The sequence below is a fragment of the Clostridium amylolyticum genome (genome assembly GCF_900142075.1).
Classification (GTDB): Bacteria; Bacillota; Clostridia; order Clostridiales; family Clostridiaceae; genus Clostridium_AA; species Clostridium_AA amylolyticum.
Window position 1 is genome coordinate 48,451 of record NZ_FQZO01000011.1, and the last position, 14,756, is coordinate 63,206.

15 protein-coding genes and 2 pseudogenes are annotated in these 14,756 nt (G+C 31.3%); all 17 read left to right on the forward strand.

Annotated features, from left to right (window positions below):
- Positions 1–99: 99 nt before the first annotated feature.
- A pseudogene (locus BUA82_RS18505) lies at positions 100–399 on the forward strand (helicase); the annotation flags it as partial.
- A 153-nt stretch (positions 400–552) separates the two neighbouring features.
- The gene (locus tag BUA82_RS18510; protein ID WP_073012044.1) at positions 553–1,533 is read left to right on the forward strand and encodes a MerR family transcriptional regulator; all 981 of its coding nucleotides are present in this window, start codon (positions 553–555) and stop codon (positions 1,531–1,533) included.
- 96 nt (positions 1,534–1,629) lie between these two features.
- Positions 1,630–2,106, forward strand: coding sequence for a pyridoxamine 5'-phosphate oxidase family protein (locus tag BUA82_RS18515; RefSeq protein ID WP_073012047.1), 477 nt, complete (start codon positions 1,630–1,632; stop codon positions 2,104–2,106).
- Positions 2,107–3,195 carry a hypothetical protein gene (locus BUA82_RS18520; protein ID WP_073012050.1) on the forward strand — a complete coding sequence of 363 codons (1,089 nt, stop codon included), beginning with the start codon at positions 2,107–2,109 and terminating at the stop codon, positions 3,193–3,195. It abuts the gene before it with no gap.
- Between the two features lie 214 nt (positions 3,196–3,409).
- Positions 3,410–3,514, forward strand: a pseudogene (locus BUA82_RS21045) (short-chain dehydrogenase); the annotation flags it as partial.
- 99 nt (positions 3,515–3,613) lie between these two features.
- Positions 3,614–4,069, forward strand: a complete 456-nt coding sequence (locus BUA82_RS18530; protein ID WP_073012054.1) for an AraC family transcriptional regulator — start codon at positions 3,614–3,616, stop codon at positions 4,067–4,069.
- A 429-nt stretch (positions 4,070–4,498) separates the two neighbouring features.
- The gene (locus tag BUA82_RS18535) at positions 4,499–4,687 is read left to right on the forward strand and encodes a hypothetical protein (RefSeq protein ID WP_073012057.1); all 189 of its coding nucleotides are present in this window, start codon (positions 4,499–4,501) and stop codon (positions 4,685–4,687) included.
- Positions 4,688–4,845: 158 nt separating this feature from the next.
- Complete coding sequence (locus BUA82_RS18540; RefSeq protein ID WP_073012060.1) at positions 4,846–5,679, forward strand: MurR/RpiR family transcriptional regulator; 834 nt, start codon at positions 4,846–4,848, stop codon at positions 5,677–5,679.
- Between the two features lie 106 nt (positions 5,680–5,785).
- Complete coding sequence (locus tag BUA82_RS18545; RefSeq protein ID WP_073012063.1) at positions 5,786–6,250, forward strand: PTS sugar transporter subunit IIB; 465 nt, start codon at positions 5,786–5,788, stop codon at positions 6,248–6,250.
- 19 nt (positions 6,251–6,269) lie between these two features.
- A complete protein-coding gene (locus BUA82_RS18550) occupies positions 6,270–7,877 on the forward strand; it encodes a PTS system mannose/fructose/sorbose family transporter subunit IID (RefSeq protein ID WP_073012066.1) in 1,608 nt (535 codons plus the stop codon).
- Position 7,878: 1 nt separating this feature from the next.
- On the forward strand, positions 7,879–8,589 hold the full coding sequence (locus tag BUA82_RS18555; protein ID WP_073012070.1) for an N-acetylmannosamine-6-phosphate 2-epimerase: 711 nt from the start codon (positions 7,879–7,881) through the stop codon (positions 8,587–8,589).
- Positions 8,590–8,592: 3 nt separating this feature from the next.
- On the forward strand, positions 8,593–9,498 hold the full coding sequence (murQ, locus tag BUA82_RS18560) for an N-acetylmuramic acid 6-phosphate etherase (protein ID WP_073012073.1): 906 nt from the start codon (positions 8,593–8,595) through the stop codon (positions 9,496–9,498).
- The gene (agaF, locus tag BUA82_RS18565) at positions 9,495–9,905 is read left to right on the forward strand and encodes a PTS galactosamine/N-acetylgalactosamine transporter subunit IIA (protein WP_073012075.1); all 411 of its coding nucleotides are present in this window, start codon (positions 9,495–9,497) and stop codon (positions 9,903–9,905) included. The genes murQ and agaF overlap by 4 nt, the downstream gene beginning before the upstream one ends.
- A 347-nt stretch (positions 9,906–10,252) precedes the next feature.
- Entirely contained in the window at positions 10,253–10,921 is a 669-nt protein-coding gene (locus BUA82_RS18570; RefSeq protein WP_073012078.1) for a response regulator transcription factor, read from the forward strand.
- Positions 10,908–11,924, forward strand: coding sequence for a sensor histidine kinase (locus BUA82_RS18575; protein ID WP_073012081.1), 1,017 nt, complete (start codon positions 10,908–10,910; stop codon positions 11,922–11,924). The genes BUA82_RS18570 and BUA82_RS18575 overlap by 14 nt, the downstream gene beginning before the upstream one ends.
- Positions 11,925–11,995: 71 nt before the next feature.
- Positions 11,996–12,751, forward strand: a complete 756-nt coding sequence (locus BUA82_RS18580; protein ID WP_073012084.1) for an ABC transporter ATP-binding protein — start codon at positions 11,996–11,998, stop codon at positions 12,749–12,751.
- Positions 12,751–14,724, forward strand: a complete 1,974-nt coding sequence (locus BUA82_RS18585) for an ABC transporter permease (RefSeq protein ID WP_073012087.1) — start codon at positions 12,751–12,753, stop codon at positions 14,722–14,724. The genes BUA82_RS18580 and BUA82_RS18585 overlap by 1 nt, the downstream gene beginning before the upstream one ends.
- The last annotated feature ends 32 nt before the right edge of the window (positions 14,725–14,756 follow it).

Here is a 14,756-nt window from a genome sequence, read left to right on the forward strand (position 1 = left end):
TAGTAAGAAGTAATGATAAAAAGTGAGAAACTTCATATAAATGGAGCTTCTCACTTTTTAATATTTTTAAGTTAAAAAGTTTTAATATACTATCTCTACACTTTAATTAATGAAGATTTTGATTTTCTTATATATGATTGGAGGGCTCCAATTTCTAGTATGTTTTATGATTATGAAATTGGTAATGCTTATTATAAATGTCCTGAAGGGATTATAAATGGAAAAATATCAATGAAAAGGCAATATAAAATTAATGATGGCAAAATGAATTATATGTTTGACAGTAATATAAAAATAGATGATGAAGTGCTTCAAGAGATATTAAGTAAAAGTAGCGATAATAAAATGAAGGCTATTATAACTACAATTCAAAAAGAGCAAAACAAGGCAATTAGTAATTAGAAAATGTTAGCTACGGTGTTATGCCGTTTCTCAATAAGAGAGAAAATTTGTATTTTCTACAGAAAAATAGCATTACTCTCTTGACTCTTCCTTTGGGGAATCCTTTATACTAAGGTTATCCTTGATAATTTAGAAAAGGGGTGGAAACAAATGAACAACCTAATCAAAATCAAAGATGTGTCAAGCAAATATGACATTACAGCTCGTACACTGCGTTATTATGAGGACATGGGACTGCTGTGCAGCACTCGAAGTGATGACTACGCATATAGAATGTACGACGAAAACGCTGTTAGGCAGCTTGAACAAATACTCATTTTACGCAAGCTGAATATCAGCATAAAAGACATTCAGCGTATTTTCAACGCTTCCGGTTCCGATGTAGTTTTAGAAGTGCTGGGAAAAAAAGTACAGAGCATAGACGACGAGGTTGCGCTTTTGCATGAGTTGAAAGAAATCGTGCTGGATTTTATACGCGAAATAGAACAAGTGAACTTTGCAGACAACTCCGACATAAAACTGCTGTATAACAAGGCTAAAGAGATTGAAACACAGTTGATAAGCGTTGACTATATCGGCAAGCCCTCCAATGTAAACCGTTTGATTGAAATAACGGAAAAATTAGATAAAAAAATTCCTGATATAATGGTTGTCAGGATACCGGAATTCAAAGCGGTAACGTGCGGCAACCAACCGTGGGGAGAAATGTTCAAAGAAGGAGGATATATGTACCAATTGTGGCAGTATTGTCATTTGTATAAGAGTGTGATTTTCGATTGTTTTGATTTTTTGCTATCTAAAAATGACAAAGCTGAATGGATATGTGCCGTTAAAGATGGTGTTACCAATGCGGATGTGAGCCCTTTTAAATTGTTCGATTTTCCGGGAGGTTTATACGCTATGGCAGTCAGTATTGATGAAGATAACGAGAGTATACACAAAGTGGAAGATAAAGTTCGTCGATGGATTGAAAGCACAAATTTTGAGCTTGACAAAGACCGCAATGTTATGTTTAATATGCCTTATTTATATGAAGATGGAAGAGATATTGCCTATAAAGACATAGAAAAGGGACTTGGCTATAAACAAATGCAAAGATACTTTCCCATTAAGCTAAAAGAAGAAATATAAAAATACAAGGAATTTCCCATGTATTATTTAGATAATTGCGAAATGCAAAGTATGATAGAACCCATAGGAAAATAAAAAATAAATGGAGGAATTATCATGAACAAGTATGAAAACGCAATGAAGCTTATGGAAGAATACTGCGGAAACGGAAAGGACAACCTTATTGCTCTTGCAACTATTGCATTGTCCCCGAACGCCGTCGGCAATCCTCACCCTGCTGTCCGTATGGTTGATGCTTATTATGAAGACGGCGTGTTTTATGTTTCTACAGACGCGAATAAAAATAAAATGTTGGAAATTGAGAAAAACAACGAGATTTCCATCTGTGGGTTAGACTTGTTTGTTGCTCAAGGAACGGCTGAGAATCTCGGTTGGGTAAAGGACGAGAGAAATGCGGAAATAAGAGCGAAGATGAAAAAAATCTTCACATGGTTCGAGGCACATGGCGACGAAGACAACCCTGACTCAATCGTTCTGCGTATCACCCTTACGGAAGGAACGATAACTGATAACGATAAAAAATACGGTGAATGGCAGTATAAAGTTGACTTTGCGAAGAAAGAAGTGAAATAAATGCAAAAGACACTCAAAGATATGGCAAAATACTTAAAAAATGTTATTACGCCAGAAATACCTGAAACATATGCAATTAATCCTATGTTTGAAAATATTTCAAACGAGGAAGATATTCGAGAAGGAGTTCTTGCGTTCAGAAACTTTTTGTATCAGCTTTGCGATGTTTTGATTGTTGAAGGTGATTCGTATGACAATCATAAAAAGAATGCTCACGCATTTGATGACCGCGTTACTATTTCGGTATATTTTCCATTCCTGCACAATGTGAAATGCTTATTATTGAATATAGGTTTTCATGGTGTACTAACAGAAAGCGATCAATCCCTTACCGTGGGAAACAATATATTCAACACGAAAATCCCCGTTTCAAAAAGTATTGAATACTTGCGATTCTTGACTGCCTGCGGCATATTGATTGACGGTATAAACTTGAATGATAAAAAACCGGATTTATTAAAAGCTGAAGGAATAAAAATTTCGTATCCTGATAATCCTGCCATGTTGACGGGGTTGAAGGTAATGGCAATAGCCGAAATAGAATTTGGCACAAACGCTAACAAATTGAAGGTCAATGATTCCAATACAATCAGTTATTGCCGCTTCTCCGATATTTTATTGCGATGTGATTACAGAGTATTGAAAAATAATAAAATCGACGATGTTATTTCTATATTAAAAGATACTATGAAACCTTTGTCTGCCAATGTGCAAGGTTTTATATTGCAGCTACATCAACGCTATTTGGATAAAGGGCTTAAATGCAATGTGGAAATAAAAGATTTATGGATAAAGATTAAATATTCTTATAAAAGTAAAGAGATATGGGGAATTAATGTATCACTTAATAATGGTTATCAAATAAACATCAAAGCGAAAAACACGCATAAATACGCTGATACCATCGAAAGATTCCCTTCATTTATACAAGAAATGATTGAAAAGGGATATGGCTGTGGAATAAAAAGAGGGATAAGCGATCATTGTAATGGAGGTTGCCAAGGGTTTCGTTTTTTACTGAATGACTCAATCATTGATATAAGAAATGCTATCGAAACTTGGATTGACACGGAATTGTTATTTGCATAGTATAAGCATTAGTAAAACATAGTGGAAAAATACTATATACCTTAATTAGTGAGATTATCTAAGCTGAAATTTGAAGGATATTTGTTTCGCGGGGTGATGTTGGCAACAAAAAATCAGTAAGTGAAAATAATATGTGCAATTGAAGTAAAAAGCCAGCATAAAAAGCATAGAAACTAAATGAAAAAGTTTAAGAATACCATTAAACTTGGCCAATTCCAGTGATAAGGCGGGGTTCATCACAGGAGAGAACATCTGCATCGATGGAGGAATGACAAGGCAGATGATTTATCATGATGATTTTGGATGGAATTTAACATAAATAGTGGCAGTTGTTTTTAAAAAAGAAGTTGAAATACATTTTAAAGCATTATATGATGAGTTCAGGCATCGATGTACTCTATTAAAAAGAAGGTAAGTTATGAATATTAATATTGAAATGATATCACCATATAAAATTGCTTATATACGAAGAACAGGTCCTTACGGTCCAGAGAATGTGCAAATAATGGAACAATTAAAAAGTTGGGCTAGAGAAAAAAACTTATTTAATGAAAATTCAATTATATTAGGAATACCCCAAGATAACCCTCAATTCACAGAACCTAAAGATTGTCGTTATGATACATGTTTAGTTGTTTCAAATGATTATTTGGTAATTGACGACTACGTAAGAGAAGGCCATATTGTTGGAGGAAAGTATGCTGTTTTTAAAATTAATCATACAGCAGAAGCAGTTCAGAAAGCGTGGATTGATATTTTTCCAGAATTATTAACACAAGGATATAAATTTGATGAAAAAAGACCAATAATCGAAAGGTATATGGTTCAAATGGTCAATAATCATTATTGTGAAATTTGTGTACCCGTATATTAAAGCAATAATTGGTTAAGTTCAAATTCTCTAAAGCTTTAAAGCTAGCCAGAAATAATCCGGCTAGCTTTTTTGAATACCAGCAAACATAATATCTCTTTTACTATCTTCAAATTGTTTACTAATCTATTTATTTTCAGCTTCAGTGTTTGGTTTTTCTATTTGACTACAACCGCTGATAAAAAGCCTTAAAGCTTATTTATTATATATTTTGCAAAAGAGGTCAGAAAGTTTGATACAATAATATAAGATAATATTATATAAAAATAATGAGGAACATTATGGCTAATATAGAGTTTAAACCTGTCCAGATGCAATGAAATATTATGAATTCTCATAATGAATTATATTTAGAATTTAAGCCCTCAGAAAATCTTTAAAACTCAAGAAACTTTGAAAAAGATGCTGACACCATATGGACATATTTGGTATATGAATGCGTGGTCAAAGTACGGATGTTTTGTAAATGATGAAGAATCTAATAAAATATCTGCAAACGGATTAATAAGCGGATATATATTTAATGTGTGGGTAGATTTAAGAAATGACTATATAGCTATATTATTGGGAAACAATAATGCAATTGCTATATCAAAATTATTAAATATACAGGCTTTTTAGATAAGTGAAGCTAAATATAATTGATGGAATAGGTTATATAAGATTTTATAACTTTTTTTAAACAGAGAAATATTAAATAGCTATTGGAAGAGAAAAACAAAATACTGATATAGAAAAAATAAGTTTGTGATAAAACTGATAAGAAAGGTGATGTTATAATGAGCGTTTTGATAAAGTTGAGGGATAATAAAAATCTACCTGAGGCAGAATCTCAGGTTAGGGATTATATATTAAAAAAGCCCAATGAAGTAATAGAGCTTACCAGTAAAGAATTAGGAGAAAAAACATATACATCTGCTGCTACGGTAGTAAGATTATGCAAGAGGATGGATATAGGTGGTTTTAATAAGTTAAAGCTTCTTATAAATCAGGAAATAAAGTATTTCGAAAGTAAAAATATTGAAATATTGGATTCAACATCAATAAGGCAGACTGATAATATTAAAGAAATAGTTGAAAAGTTAAACACTATAAATACCCAATCTATTGAAGAAACTTCTATATTAATTAATACTGAAACCCTAAAGGAAGTAGTACAGTTAATTAAAAATGCAAGGATTCTTGATTTATATGGTATAGGTAGTAGCCATATAATTGCTTTAGATGCAACATTTAAATTTACTAGAGTTGGTAAAAATGCTATTAACTTTGCTCTATATGATCGTCAATATGTACAAGCTTTGAATAGTACTCCTGAGCATTTCGCTTTATTATTCTCTTATTCAGGAGAATCAAAACAAATGATTGATATAGCTCAAATACTAAAAGATAATTTTGTAAAAACAGTATCTATAACCTCCAGTAGCCAAAATAGCTTATCAAAAATATGTGATTATAATCTTTATGTTAGTAACAAAGAAAGCAAATTTAGAAGTGGTGCAATTTCTTCCCGTACAGCATCTCTTCATGTAGTTGATATTTTATATACTGTTTACTGTAATTATGACTATAAAAATACCTCTAACAAAATACATAAAACACGAATTGAATAATAGCAAATTTCAAATTATGAAATAGCATTTCATGTTAATGCTATTTCATTGAATCGGATGAAAGAAAACGTTATACTAAGGACAAATGAAACAAGGAGGATAGAAAATGATAACAATAGCAAGAATCGATGAGAGACTTATTCATGGACAAGTTGCCTTTGCGTGGTCAGTACAATATCCAAGTGATGCAATACTAGTAATTGATAATGAGGTTTGTAAGGATAACTTTCAAAAATCATTACTAGAAATGGCAACGCCACAAGGGATGAGATGTTTTGTAAAAAGCCAAGACGATGCTACTGAATTTCTAAAGAAGTATCAAAAGAAGAAAATATTCGTTGTTGTTAAGAGTCCAAAGCCCTTACTTCATATAGTCAAAAATGGTGTAGAATTGAAGGAAATTAATGTTGGAGGATTATACCACAAGGAAGGCAGAGAACAGATATCTAACACCGTTTTTTTAGATGATGAATTAAAAGACATATTTAGAGAATTAAAATATGAAGGCGTCAAGTTGGAAATTAGAGCAACTCCATCAGATAGGTCAATTAATTTAGAAGAAAAACTATAGGATAAGAGAGGGGAAAATCGTGAATACAGTTACAGCGTTATTATTAAGTATATTTATTGCTATTTTAATGGTTGAGAATTATGGTTATGGATATTGGATGATATCAAGGCCGGTAGTAGGGGGAGCTATAGTTGGTCTATTAATGGGAGATATAACTACTGGGTTAATTGTAGGTGGTAGTGTAGAGCTAATGTATATGGGAATCCTTCCTATTGGCGGAAGCGTACCTCCTAATGCACAGATTGCGGGTATGTTATCAACGGTATTTGCTATTACCAATGGTGGTAACCCTGAAATAGGTATTGCACTTGCTTTACCAATTGGTATGCTTGCACAGATATTAATTATGTTAGCGTGGAACATAAATATTTTCTTAATGCATGTAGCAGATAAGCATTTACAAAAGGGTGAAATTAGAAAAGTTGAGTTAATTCATTTATCAGGATTAATTACTTTCTTTATGGTATTCTTTATACCAACATTTTTAGCTATAAACTTTGGTAGCGACTATGTTAATCAAGTAGTTAGTAGTATGCCAACAGTATTAGTTGATGGATTAAAGGTAGCATCAGGTATATTACCAGCAGTTGGTATGGCTATGTTATTAAAAATGATGAACTTTAGAAAGTATTGGTCCTTCTTCTTAATAGGATTTGTATTTTCAGTGTACTTAAAATTAAATGTTTTGGCAGTTTCATTGATTGGAGTAGGTATAATCGCAGCAGTGTTCGCTCTTAGAGGGGATAGTAAAAAAGCAGAAGCTGATGATTTTGATGACTTTGGTGATGAAGAGGAAGATGCTGAAGATTTAGCGGGAAAAATTGGAGGAATTTTAACTAAGAAGGAATTAGTTAAGACATATATTAGAAGTTTCTTTAGCATGACAAGCATTAACTATGAAAGATATACATCATTAGGTTTCTGTTATGCTATGATTCCAGCTCTTAAGAAATTATATCCAAATCGAGAAGATTTACATGAAGCATTATTAAGACATAATGAATTCTTTAATTGTCATCCCTATACAGGAAATGCTATTCTTGGAGTTTCACTTGCTTTAGAGGAACAAAAAGCTATGGGAAAACCAATTACTGCTGAAGCAATTTCATCTGCTAAAGCTGCATTAATGGGACCACTTTCAGGAATCGGAGATTCAATATTTAAGGCAACATTCATGACAATATTTGCTGCTATAGGTGCAGGTATGGCTTTAGAAGGAAATATTCTAGGGCCGGTAGTATTCCTAGTACCTAACGTTGCATTAAATGTTCTTTCCAGATGGTATTTCATAAAGTATGGACATAAGTTAGGAACATCTTTAGTTTCTAAGATGAAGAGTAGTGATATATTAGAAAAATTTGTTGAAGGAGCTACCATAGTAGGAATGATGGTAGTTGGAGCTATGATTGTTTCCTTTGTTAAGATTAATATCGCTTATGTATGGAAATTTGGAGGGAAAGAAATAGTAGTACAAGATTTAATTAATGCAATAATACCTTCTTTATTACCAATATTAGTTGTACTTGGATTCTACAATATATTAAAGAAAAATAAAAAGGGAATGTATATTTGTGTGCTTGCAAGTTTTATTTTAGGGATATTAGGAAAGGCAGTAGGTATGTTCTAGTATGAAAAATAGTGTTATGAAAAAAATAGAAGGTGGATTAATTGTATCTTGTCAAGCCAGAGTTGGTTGGGCGATGTATGGAAGTGAAATTATGGCTGCTTTTGCTAAAGCTGCTAAAGAAGGGGGAGCTATAGGCATAAGGGCTACAGGTGCTGATAATATAGCTGCAATTAAAAAAGTAGTGAACTTGCCTATAATAGGAATAAATAAAGAATGGCATGATGGATGCGATGTATATATTACACCAACTTATAAAAGTGCTGAAGCTATTTTAAAAACAGGTATTGATATAATAGCCTTAGATGCAACTTCAAGAAAAAGACCAAATAATGAGATGTTTGAAGATATAGTGGGAAAAATTAGGGAAAACTATCCAAATGTATTAATTATGGGGGAAGTATCTACAGTACAAGAAGCAAAAAATATATTACCTTTGAATTTAGATATAATTAGTACTACTTTAAGTGGTTATACAGAAGATACAAAAGATATAAGAGAAGCTAATATTAAGCTTATTGAAGATATAGTTGCTATAACGGATACTCCTGTAATAGCAGAAGGAAAAATTAATACTGAGGAAGAGGCTATAAGGGCCTTAAAGGCTGGAGCATATGCAATAGTAATTGGTACGGCTATTACAAGACCAGAAATTATCACTAAAAAATATGTAGATAAGATAAATGATTATAAAATAGTTAAAGAAGAGGAATAAAAAATGGAGTTAAAGAAGCTAGAGACCGAGCAAATAAATCAAAATACTATAGATATTGATACTTTAAGTACTATAGATATAGTAAACCTAATAAATTCTGAAGATGAAAAAGTTCCAGCACAAATTAAAAAATGTAATATAGAGATACAAACACTTATTGATGGAATAGTAGAAAGAATAAAAATAGGAGGAAGATTAATATATATTGGTGCAGGAACTAGCGGAAGACTTGGAATTCTTGATGCTAGTGAATGTCCTCCTACATATGGGGTTTCTTATGAATTAGTACAAGGTATAATGGCTGGAGGAAAGGATGCAATAATTAAGGCAAAAGAAGGTGCAGAAGATTCTAAGGATTTAGCTGTGCAAGACTTAAAAGAATTGGATCTTACAGAAAAAGATACAGTTATAGGTCTTGCAGCAAGTGGAAGAACTCCTTATGTAATTGGAGGATTAGATTATGCAAACGAAATTGGAGCATTTACTGGAGCAATTAGCTGTGTAAGCAATAGTATTATAGGTAAACATGCAAAGGTAAATATTGAAGCTATAGTAGGTCCTGAGGTTGTAACTGGTTCAACAAGAATGAAGGCAGGAACAGCACAGAAAATGATTTTAAATATTATATCAACAACTGTTATGATAAAGTTAGGGAAAGTATATAAAAACTTAATGGTTGATGTACAAGCTACTAATGAAAAATTAGTAGAAAGAGCAAAGAGAATAATAATGGAAAGCACCTCTTGTGATATGGAAAGGGCTTGTGTTTTAATAAAACTTTCAAATCAAAGTGTTAAGCATGCAATATTAATGGAGTTAACAGGCAAAGGCTACGATGAAGTATCAGTAATGTTAGAGAGAAATGAAGGAAATATTTCTAAGGCTATTAGGGAGGAGATAGGGCAATGATTGGGATAATATTAGTAGGACATGGGTCTTTTGCTAGTGGATTAGAGTCATCTGTTAAATTAATAGCTGGAGAACAAAAGAATTTTATTTCAATTGATTTTATTCAACAATTAACAGGAGAAATGCTTGAGGATGAGATAAAAAAAGCTCTTAATGAATTAAAAAATTGTGATAGCTTAATAATATTTACAGATATTTTAGGGGGCACTCCATTTAATACAGCTGCTAAATATGTGAATGATAGAGTAAAGCTTATTACGGGTACTAATTTATCTATGGTAATTGAAGCAGCACTTTTTAGAGGAATGAATAGAGATTTAAATGAAATTGTTAAAGGAACAATGAATTCTGGTAGAGAACAAATTAGAGAGTTTACAATTAAAGCAACAATAGATGAGGATTTTTAAAAAGAGATACATAGAACTGTACCGCAAGTAATACTTTAAAGAAAATATCTTTGGAGAGACTAAGAAATAGGAGTGAAAATTCATCACTCCTATTTTTTTATATCTTATTTTTAAATATATATGTTAAAGTCTCCGTTATATCTATAACGAAGAACTTAATCATAAATAAAGTAGACTTTCCTAAAAAACGTTGGTATAACTACTTTTAGGAGATAAAATTATGACATGTATGGTATCATATATCAAATAAGTTACAAAATATCTTTTTATATATTTTTTGATATAATATATGCATGATTGTAACTGTTATTTGTCAAAAGACCAATAAAATTTAAAAGAGGATGAATATGGGGAAAAGAATTTTACTTATAGAAGATGATGTTAATTTAATAAAATATATAGAAGAATACTTAAGTGCTTATGATTATTGCGTTGAAACCATTAAAGATTTCAATGATATTCATAAGAAAATATTTGAGGGAAAGAACGATTTAATACTTTTGGATATAAACCTTCCAAAGTTTGATGGATTTTATTTTTTAAAGTTAATTAGAAAAAAGTTAAACGTACCTGTTATTATAGTTTCTTCAAGAGGTGAAGAAGCAGAACAAATTAGAGGGATGGATTTAGGTGCAGATGATTATATAACGAAGCCTTTCAGTATTGGAATACTTTTAGCAAAAATAAATGCAGTATTAAGAAGAACAAGTGGTATTAATGAAAATGTTATTGAGATTAATAAAGTAAAGCTTTATTGTGAGAGCATGGAGTTAAGAACCGATAATGAAATTATGCCGTTATCAAAGAATGAGTACAAGCTTCTTAAAGTGTTTTTTATTAACTATGAAAAAGTGGTTACCAGGGAAGAACTACTGGAAGAGTTATGGGATGAAGATGAATTTGTAGATGATAATACTCTAACAGTTAACATTACGAGATTAAAGAAAAGGCTTAAGGAAAACCATATACAATTGACTATAGAAACTAAAAGGGGTGTTGGCTATGTCCTTAAGTAAGTTAATTGGAGCTGTTTTAAAAAAGGAAAAGGTTTCAATTTTTATTTATTTATTTAGCTGCCTTTCTATAATGCTATTTTATTATTTTTTATATAATGGAAAATTCATGTTATACCCTGTTTTATTATGCTTCTTTTGCCTAATGGTATATTTAATTTATAAGCTTTGTGTATACAATTCATTTTATGAATCTCTTAAAGAAATAAGGACAAGTCCTTCTTTTAATTTGGATAAGGATAGTAATTTTGAAGAAGTGTTTAATGAGATTAGGACGATACATAACGACTATATTTCAAAGATATATGCTTTAGAGAATAACTATGAAGAAAAGGAGAAATTACTTATACAATGGATTCATAATATGAAAACCTCTGTGGCAGTAATTAATTTGGCTATAGATAAGCTGCCAAATGAAGATGCAGCTAAGGATATACGGAATGAGAATAGTTTGTTGCAGAATAATTTAGAAGGTGTATTAAACATATTTAGGTTAGGAGAGTTTTCTAAAGATTACGTTCCAGAAGCAATAAATTTAAAAAAGCTGGTGAAGGAAAGTATTAATTTACAAAAAAGAAATTTTATCTATTCTAATGTATTTCCTGAGGTAAATATACCTGAGGACTATTTTATTTTGTCAGACAAAAAGTGGAGTAAATATGTTATTGAACAGGTTATAAGCAACGCAATAAAGTATTCATTTTCAGGAGGAAAGGTATGCTTTTATACAGAGGAGAATGATTATGAGATTACCCTTTATATACAGGATTCTGGGGTAGGGATAAAGAAAGAAGAGCTTTCCAGGGTTTTTGAAGCATTTTTTACAGGAAGAAATGGAAGAAGAGAAGAAAAATCTACAGGCATAGGTCTTTATATGAGCAAAAACATTTGTGATAATTTAAATAATAAAATAGAAATAACCTCAGAGGTTTCAAAAGGAACAACTGTGAGTATTACATATTTAAAGCAAGAGAAACCTTTCACACATGTAAGGTTAGGTAAGTAAAATCGATTTGAGAATATATAAGCAGGTAATATACTTTAGGTAAAGTTTGAAAAGAAATGAGGTATATTTACATGAAGGTTTTGGAATGTAGAAAGGTAATAAAGGTTTATGACGCCTTTAAAGGTGCCCAGGCGGTAAAAGCACTTAATGATATATCCTTTAAGGTAGAGGATGGAGAGTTTTTGGGAGTAATGGGGCCTAGTGGCAGCGGCAAAACAACTTTATTAAATATTTTAGCTGGAATTGATAAGGCCACTGCAGGTGAAGTTCTTATTGACGGAAAAAATATTCTTACCATGAAAAAAGATGATATGGCTATTTTCAGAAGAGACAACATAGGCTTTATATTTCAGGAGTTTAATCTTTTAGATAGTCTGACTGTGAAAGAAAATATAGGATTCCCATTAACCTTAGACAGGATAAAGCCAAAGGTTATTGAAGATAAGGTTAATGAATTAATAGAATATTTTGGCTTAAAAGATGTTGAGAATAGTTATCCTTATAATATTTCAGGAGGCCAGAAGCAAAGAACAGCAGAAGCCAGAGCATTAATAAAGGAACCAAAAATAATATTAGGAGATGAACCAACAGGGAATTTAGATTCCAAAGCTTCAAAGAATATAATGGAAAGCTTTAAAAAAATAAATGAAGAAAAAAAGGCTACTATTGTCATGGTAACCCATGATCCCTTTGCAGCATCTTTTTGCAAGAGAATTATATTTATAAAGGATGGAACTATTAAGCTTGAGATAAACTCTAATGGAAACAGAAAAGAGTTTCTTGACAAGGTAATAGAAGCACAATTGGTTATAGGGGGGCAGGAATAGTGGACTTCTCTTCAATGATTATAAAGAATATTAAGCATAATATTAAAAATTATATGGCATATCTTATTGGTAATAGTATAATTCAGTGCATATTATTTATGTTTTTTACTTTAGTTTTTAATCCTAAGTTTATGGAGAACAAAGAATTCCTGGCCTTAAAGGGAGAGTTAAATACTATAGTGATTTTTATGATAGCTTTTTCAGCAGCATTTATAATCTTTACCACAGTTTCATTTACAAAGTATAGAGGAAGAGAATTTGGAGTGTATTTTACAATAGGACTAACTTCAAAGGAAATAATAAAAATACTTTGCTATGAAAATATTATAATTTCTTTAGCATCATTTTTAATTGCATCTCTCTCAGGAAGTATATTTTCAAAACTCTTTCATATGGCTATAGGAAAAATACTGAACATTGACAACATAGTCATTCCTTTAAGCATTAAGGCTTATGCAGCAGTGTTATTAATATCATTTGTAATATTTTTATTTACTACAGTATATCAGATGATATTTTTAAACAGATATTCAGTTATAAATATATTAAAGTCAAAGTCGAAGAAAGATATAGGGAGTACAAGCACTATCTTAGGTGTGATAGGAATAATAATTTTTATAGGCTCTTTTGTCATTGTTAAGATGATAGCTGACAGGAAAATAAATAGCAGAGGGAGTACATTCTCTTTAGCTCCTGTAGTGGGTACAATAGTATCGGTTTACTTATTGATAGGCTTTTCAATGACAGTAGTAGTAAAGGTTATGAAAAAATTTAAGAAAGCCTACAATAATAATATTTTATTTATTAATTCTCTTTCACACAGGTTTATATCTTATAGAATAGTTTTATATGTGGTTACCTTAATGGTTTCTGGAGGAATAGTATTTATTTCTTTTGCTTACAGCATGTATAAATCAACCGAGAAGCAAGTAGGTGCACTTTTTCCATATGATATGAGTTTTATAGTTGATAAAAGCAGCATTAAAGATATGAACATTAAGGACTTTATCACTAAGAATTTAGGAGAGGTAAAAAGCTACGATGAAGTAGAAGGACTAAATATTCCTAATATTAGAGTAAATGATGGCGCTTGCTTATGGCGTAGACCTAATATGCTGGTTATAAGCGAAGACAGCTATAAAGCTTTGGGAAATAATGAATTGAATTTAAAAAAGGGAGAAATCTTTTATTGTCATGCTGAAAAGACAGGCAGCTTTTATGATGGAGGCTTTATGCTGGATTTATCTAAAAAGGTAATGGATGATACTGCTATTTCTCTAGGTGAATATAAAGCTCAGCGCAATACTGATGAGTACATATATGTACCTAAAGAGAAAAAAGAGGAGAAAGTAGCTGCTATAGTAAATATCTCTTACAATGAAGATTATTTCAGAGGGGATGTTGTGGTTGCTAGTAATGAGGATTACAAAGCCATGGAGCAAAAGCTGGGGCATGAAGCCATTACGTATGATGTGCTTATTGATTTAAAAGAAGAGGGCAAATATGAGAGGCTAAGTAATGAATTAGAAGCTAATTTTGGGAAAAAGGTTAGTGATACCTTAATTACTAGGGAAAAAACATTTGATAAAGCTATAAAAGAAAATAGTTTTATGCTGTTTATCTGCAGTTTCATGGGAATGATGTTTTTAGTAGGAAGTGCAGCAGTTATATATTTTAAAACAATAACCTCTATTGAAGAGGATAGAGAAAGAAGTAAGCAATTAATGAAAATAGGTTTAAGCAGAAAGGAAATTAACGCTTTGATTATGAAAGAGTTAGGTGCAGTGTTCCTGGTACCTCCAATTATAGCTTTAGTATGTATAGGGTTCTATTTATCTGCAGTGTTTAATAAGATTAATGATGGTGAATATATGTTGAAAAATAGCTTGTTTGTTTTTGGAGTATACTCTGTTATTCAAATTATATTCTATTTCCTAACCTCAAATAGATATAAAAAACAAGTTATATTATAAGATGTATTATGGCTTACCTCAATGAGTGTAGG